General features: G+C 37.6%; 1 protein-coding gene and 1 pseudogene. Both read right to left on the minus strand.

The features are described from left to right. Positions 1–492 (minus strand): annotated as a pseudogene (locus AC27I2_RS19640) (hypothetical protein); the annotation flags it as partial. Between the two features lie 9 nt (positions 493–501). Continuing rightward, positions 502–1,044, minus strand: coding sequence for a hypothetical protein (locus AC27I2_RS19645; protein ID WP_487205257.1), 543 nt, complete (start codon positions 1,042–1,044; stop codon positions 502–504). Positions 1,045–1,316: the final 272 nt, after the last annotated feature.

Raw genomic sequence — 1,316 nt, forward strand, 5'->3', positions numbered from 1 at the left:
CTGCCAATCAAAACAGCAATGACCAAATTCATCACGCTCGTCGCAACCGGGAATATCAAAGGTATAACCCACTTTGCCTGTAAGGCGGTCAAAATAGGCTAAATTAGGTGTTCTTATTCTCCCCCAAACCGGCATAAGGTTTAAAAATAATAAGTTCCAGCCCAGCACTAAGTATAGTAACCACCAATGAAAAGTGTCCTCCTCTCCATGAAATGGGATTAGCATAATATCTAAAGCAACAACTAAACTCCCAACAAAGCCTAAAAACATGGGTCCTAAAGTTAACGCTCGCCAACCATCATTACCGCATGAATGTACCTGAAAACGCTGTGAATCATTTAAATATATTTTTTTTTCTTCAAATAACCAGTGATGCAATAAACACACCCCTTTAAATTTCTTTTCTAATTTAAAGTCGAGCTTTTCCTTAAAAAAATTATTAAAGATTGTTTTACGTGGTAAAGCACCACCTAAGTATTTTAAGATACTCATAATATTCCTTTATACAATCCATGGATTTGGATAGCTTGGGTTCTCGGTTGGTGTTGCTATTGCCTCAAAATTAAGCGGTAGTGTGAGGTTTTTATCATATCTTAGCTCTGGGAACGGCCTTACCTTATCGATTTTAAGTAGCTGCCTTGGGTTATCAAAGTCAACGTTAACTGTATACAGCGCTTTAATAAGCTGCCCCTTTTCATCATGCACTGGTTGGTATTCTTTTATGCCTGTAACGCCTGTATAACTATAATTTTTATTCTCAACACTATGAGGGGTTAACAGGTTTTTTAGCTTATAGCCAAATTTAAGTGCGAGTTCTGACTCCCCTTTAATAAAGTTAGGAATACTCACCTCTACGGTGTATTGATTTTTAGCGACTTCGGTGTAGTCCGCTTTGGGCGAAAATAAGACTGCCATAATAAATTTATGATAAGTCTCGGGGTTTGAAAAATCATTATACTCAGCATCGCGTTCACCCTGCCATATACCTTTTTTATTTTTTGCAAATGGACCAAATTTACACCACTTTTCAGCTTCAGTATCCATTAGGATTTATCTAGACACCCACTTTAATTACTATATTAGATTATCTAGACACCCACTTTAATTACAAACTAACCTAGGCAGAAGTTGCGCCTAGGTTTGAATTCCTTTTCTAATTGTTAAAGAGTAATCGCGTTTAAACACCCGCAATAATTTGCATTGCAAGGGTTTTCATCAGGCGTCTCCAGTACGGTGTGTTGTCTGGTTGGTTTAAGCTTTCATCTATTGGCCACTTTTCCCACGGTTTGGTGATTTCTTTATTTGCCCAGCGTTTG

The sequence above is a fragment of the Pseudoalteromonas sp. NH0006-46 genome (assembly GCF_057547735.1).